The organism is Mycobacterium colombiense (assembly GCF_003284935.1).
Taxonomy (GTDB): domain Bacteria; phylum Actinomycetota; class Actinomycetes; order Mycobacteriales; family Mycobacteriaceae; genus Mycobacterium; species Mycobacterium arosiense_A.
Genome location: NZ_QMEV01000128.1, coordinates 1 through 4,713 on the forward strand (window position 1 = coordinate 1; position 4,713 = coordinate 4,713).

Below are 4,713 nucleotides of genomic sequence, written 5' to 3' on the forward strand. Positions count from 1 at the left end.
TGGCATTGATGCCAGTCCCAGTCCAAGACGTTGCCCCAGGTCGGGTTCCACGGATCGCCCGGGCACCAGTGGCCGGTGGGTGCCGGGGGCGGTGCCGCCGCCACGACGGGGCCGCCGGCCAGCCCCAGAACGGACAGCGCCACCGCGCCGCCCACCACCACGCTCGCCGTCCGCCGCACCGCGCGCTTCACAGTCGCCATCTCCTAAGAATTTCCCCCGACGGTGATCCGGGCAAGTAGAAGTTCGGATTCCTTCACACCGTCACAGTCCGAACTTGGACCGAGCCTCCGGCGTCACCGGGGTGAACAGGTTGACCAGGTTTCCATCCGGATCCCGGAACAACAGCGCGCGGTTGCCCCAGGGCATGGTGGTCGGCTCCGTTACGACCTCGGCGATGTGCTGTCGAAGCCGCTCGTATTCGGAGTCCACGTCCTCGACGATGAATTCCAGGATGGCGCTGCGATTGGCCGCGGGTTCGGCGGACCCGTCGCCGAACAGCGGGACGGTCTTGTCGCTACCGATCGCCAGCGTGCCGATCGGCGTCGGGATCTCGGCGAACAGCTCGTTGCCCCAGATCGCCGAGACGCCGGTGACCAGCTGGTAGAAATCGACGAGCCGCCTGACGTCGGCCGTGATGATGCGGGTCGAAATGAACTTCATGCGGTGCCTCCAGGTGCGATAGGTGTCTGAGGACCGCATGCTAAACGCCGCCTCCGACAACCGGGGCGCCGTCACGGGGGTGCGGCCCCGGCGCCCGTCGCCTCACCGGGACGGAAGGGTTCTCCTGGCCTGCCTTGCGACGCCCGGCACCGTATTCGCCAGGTCCGTCCGGCTCCTGGAGAAGGCACGGATCGCACGATAGAACGACCAAAGTTGGCGGGGCGTAGGGATTTTCGGCACCCAGGCCAGTTCCCAATGAATCCCGTTGATCGGGTCGTCCAAGAAGACCGCGTAGTAGCCGGGCCAGTACTGCGGGTAATCCTGGGGCTCGTCGGTGACCGGGATGCCGCGCGCGACCAAGAATTCGCGGTGGAATCGGTCGACCTCCGCCCTGTTGCGCGCCCACAACGCGATGTGGTTGATGCCGACCGCCTGCTCGGTGTGCGTCAGCTTCGCGCCGCTGCGCGCGGGCTGGATGCCGATGTAGCTGTGCGGGTTGACGTTTCGCGTCATGTAGTACGTCGATTGGTACTCCATGTCGAGCGACGAGAAGCTGCTGTAGCCGAGCCAACCGAATAATGCGTCGTAGAACGCGATGGAGTCGTCGTAGTCCAGCACCGCGAACTCGACGTGACACACACCCCGCCACCGCATCGTGTCTGACCTTAGTCGTCCGTGAAATCCACTGCCTTGCCGCGCATCGCGCTGACGGCCTTCAAGGACAGTGCGCCCGCGGGGACGGCGACGATGACCGCGATCGCGAGCGCGAGGACCGAATCGAGCCAGAAGAAGCGTCCAGTCAACGCGATCACAGCACCAGCGACGGCAACGGCCGCGGCCGACGCGGCGTCGGCGAGGGTGTCCAGCAGGACCGAGCGCATGTGCAGGTCCTCGCTTGCGGCCGAGGCGCCCAGCACCCACGCCCCCACCAACAGGACGGCCATGGTGACCGCACTGACGATCGACACCGGCAGGCCGTGCACCGCGGGAACGCCGCGAATCAGCCGGCGCATCGCTTCCACCACGATCAACACCGCCACCACCAGGAGCGCAACGCCGTTGATCAGCGCCACCGCCGGTATCGCCAGCCGACGCCGGGCATACGTCGTACGGTCCCGGACGGTGACGGCGATCAGACCGAGCAGCAGCGCAACAGAATCCGCGGCGGTGTCACCCGCCGCCGCGAGCACACCAACCGAATGTGCGACCAGGCCCACGATGACCAGCGCGGCGATGAGCGAAACGTTGAGTCCGAGGACGATCCCCAGTCGCCTTCGCTGGCTCACGCGCGACGCAGGCGCGTCTCGTCAAACCGTTGTTCGGACCACCGCCGCCAAGCGGCCGCCGCCTGCTCGCGCACCAGCCAGCGATAGATCATCGTGCGAGCGTATTCGGTGCGTGCTCCCCGCCGCGGCGAAACGCAACCGGGCGCGGTATCCATGACAGGACCCTCGGCATCGTCGCCCGGCTGCGCGAACTGACCGGCGGCGCGCATGGTTACATGGATCAGTCAGCAAACCCGGATTAGTCCAATCCCCTTCGCCCGTCTGAATTCAGGGAGTCATCCATGGCCGACGCCGAAGCCGCGGCGATCCGAGCGGCGCGAAACAACTGGATCAGTGAGCACCTGGACACCTACCTGAGTTCGGGTGGCGCGCGCGGCCACATCTTCGACGTCAGTGCGGTCGGGGGCCGCGAGATGACGACGCACTGCTTGATCAGGTGCGTGGGCCGCAAGTCGGGGAAAATTTATATCCGGCCGTTGATCTACGGCAACTTCGGCGGCGAGATCGTGATCGTCGCGTCGAAGGGCGGCGCCGACACGCATCCGGGTTGGTACCTGAATATCTTGGCGAGCAACACAATCGGCCTGCAGATCGCGACCCAGGCGTTCGAGGCCACGTGGCGGGAACCCGAAGGCGAGGAACGGCATCAAGTGTGGTCCTACATGGCTCACCTGTACCCGCCGTACATCTCCTACCAGAAATCGACGACCCGCCAGATACCCCTGGTGATGTTGACGCCCGTGCGGCCGATCGACGTCTTCTCCGCGCAGGACTCGCAGTAAACGCCTGACGCGCCCGCGGTGTTCGCTACACGTTGAAGCGGAACTCGACCACGTCGCCGTCGGCCATCACGTAGTCCTTGCCCTCCATGCGGACCTTGCCCGCCGCCTTGGCGGCCGCCATCGAGCCCGCGGCGATCAGGTCGTCGTAGGACACGATCTCGGCCTTGATGAAGCCCTTTTCGAAATCGGTGTGAATCACCCCGGCGGCCTTGGGTGCGGTGTCGCCCTGGTGAATCACCCACGCGCGCGCCTCTTTTGGGCCGGCAGTGAGGTAGGTCTGCAGCTTGAGGGTGTGAAAACCGGCCCGCGCCAACGCATCCAGTCCACGCTCGGTTTGCCCGATGGACTCCAGCAGCTCGGCCGCCGACTCGTCGTCGAGCTCTTGCAGTTCGGCCTCGATCTTCGCGTCGAGGAACACCGCGTCGGCGGGGGCGACCATCGCGGACAGCTCGGCCCTGCGGGCATCGTCGGTCAGCACGGACTCGTCGGCGTTGAACACGTACAGAAACGGCTTGGTGGTCATCAGATTCAGCTCGCGCAGCGGCGCGGCGTCGACCCCGGCCGCGAACAGCGTCTTGCCCGAGTCCAGCACCGCCTCCGCGGCGACGGCCGCCTGGTGCACCGGCTTGCGCTCCTTATTGTTGCGGGCTTCTTTCTCCAGCCGCGGGACGGCCCTCTCCAGGGTCTGCATGTCGGCCAGGATCAGCTCGGTCTCGATCACCTCGATGTCGGCGCGCGGATCGACCTTGCCGTCGACGTGCACCACGTCGTCGTCGGCGAACACCCGCACCACCTGGCAGATCGCGTCACACTCGCGGATGTTGGCCAGGAACTTGTTGCCCAGGCCGGCGCCCTCGGAGGCGCCCTTCACGATCCCGGCGATGTCGACGAACGTGACCGGCGCCGGGACGATCTTCTCGGAATCGAACATCTCGGCGAGCTTGTCCAGCCGGGAATCGGGCAGCGGGACGACGCCCTCGTTGGGCTCGATCGTCGCGAACGGATAGTTGGCCGCCACCACGTTGTTCCGGGTCAGCGCGTTGAACAAGGTCGACTTGCCGACGTTGGGCAACCCCACTATTCCCAGGCTCAGGCTCACGGGGAACCAAGTCTAGGGGTCTTGGCCGCGGCGCGAGCCGGGGACCATTGGACACCGGCGTTCGCGCGCCCCGGTAGGGCACGCCCAGGATCCCCACGAGGTATTTACGGGCCTTTCGCCCCATTCCCGGTACGGTCTACATGTGTCAGCACAGCGGGCAAGTTCGACGGTGGAGGATGGTCACCGTTCGATCCTTCCGAACATCCCAGGTGTCCCCTGGTACGCAGCCCTGCTCATCGCCGTCACCGCGACCGCCATCGGCTACGGAATCGACGCTGGTCACAAGGAACTGACCCACGTCTTCGCGGGCTTCTATATAGCCGGCTGCGTCGCGGCGGTGCTGGCGGTGCGCCAGGACGGCATCTTCACCACGATCATCCAGCCGCCCCTGATCCTGTTCGGCGCGGTGCCGGGCGCCTACTGGCTGTTCCACGACGCCAAGGTCGGCCGCCTCAAAGACCTGCTGATCAACTGCGGCTATCCGCTGATCGAGCGTTTCCCGCTGATGCTGGGCACCGCCGGCGGTGTACTGGCGATCGGACTGGCCCGTTGGTATTTCGGAAACGCTTACCAGGCAAGGACATCGGCGAGCACCTCTGAAGACGCTTCGGAGGCCGCCGGCGTCGACGTCAAGTCCTTCTTCAACGGCATCGTCGCCAAGGCGCAGTCGGTGTTGCAGTCCGATGCCGACACCGACGACGCCGACGAGACCAGCGACGCCCGACGGGGCCGCAGGTCGGGTCCGTCGTCGAGGACGCGCCGCACCACCCGCACCACTCGCTCCACCGCGCGTTCGGCCCGGAGCCGCTCTCGGCACTCCCGCGAGCCGTTGGGCGATGGGTCCGAACCGGTCGAGCGGCCCGAACGTCCGAGGCGGAGCACCCGC

7 protein-coding genes and 1 pseudogene are annotated in these 4,713 nt (G+C 66.4%); 2 read left to right on the forward strand and 6 right to left on the reverse strand.

Annotated features, from left to right (window positions below):
* From DQP57_RS26110 to DQP57_RS26130, 5 genes and pseudogenes are all read right to left on the reverse strand, one after another.
* Positions 1-200, reverse strand: a pseudogene (locus DQP57_RS26110) (hypothetical protein); the annotation flags it as partial.
* Between the two features lie 61 nt (positions 201-261).
* Positions 262-660: a VOC family protein gene (locus DQP57_RS26115; protein ID WP_112635770.1), complete on the reverse strand. Its 399-nt coding sequence runs from the start codon at positions 658-660 to the stop codon at positions 262-264.
* A gap of 102 nt (positions 661-762) precedes the next feature.
* Entirely contained in the window at positions 763-1,314 is a 552-nt protein-coding gene (locus tag DQP57_RS26120) for a VOC family protein (RefSeq protein WP_112635772.1), read from the reverse strand.
* Between the two features lie 11 nt (positions 1,315-1,325).
* Positions 1,326-1,946 (reverse strand): cation transporter, encoded by a 621-nt coding sequence (locus DQP57_RS26125; protein WP_112635774.1) that lies wholly within the window; start codon positions 1,944-1,946, stop codon positions 1,326-1,328.
* Positions 1,943-2,155 carry a hypothetical protein gene (locus DQP57_RS26130; RefSeq protein ID WP_112635776.1) on the reverse strand — a complete coding sequence of 71 codons (213 nt, stop codon included), beginning with the start codon at positions 2,153-2,155 and terminating at the stop codon, positions 1,943-1,945. The genes DQP57_RS26125 and DQP57_RS26130 overlap by 4 nt, the downstream gene beginning before the upstream one ends.
* Before the next feature lie 72 nt (positions 2,156-2,227).
* On the opposite strand from DQP57_RS26130, the gene DQP57_RS26135 reads away from it, so the two are divergent.
* Positions 2,228-2,728: a nitroreductase/quinone reductase family protein gene (locus DQP57_RS26135; protein WP_112635778.1), complete on the forward strand. Its 501-nt coding sequence runs from the start codon at positions 2,228-2,230 to the stop codon at positions 2,726-2,728.
* 25 nt (positions 2,729-2,753) lie between these two features.
* Here the strand turns inward: DQP57_RS26135 and ychF are convergent, their stop codons facing one another.
* Positions 2,754-3,827: a redox-regulated ATPase YchF gene (gene ychF, locus DQP57_RS26140; RefSeq protein ID WP_112635780.1), complete on the reverse strand. Its 1,074-nt coding sequence runs from the start codon at positions 3,825-3,827 to the stop codon at positions 2,754-2,756.
* Between the two features lie 142 nt (positions 3,828-3,969).
* On the opposite strand from ychF, the gene DQP57_RS26145 reads away from it, so the two are divergent.
* A partial coding sequence (locus DQP57_RS26145; protein WP_346427309.1) for a DUF6542 domain-containing protein occupies positions 3,970-4,713 on the forward strand: 744 nt, incomplete at its 3' end.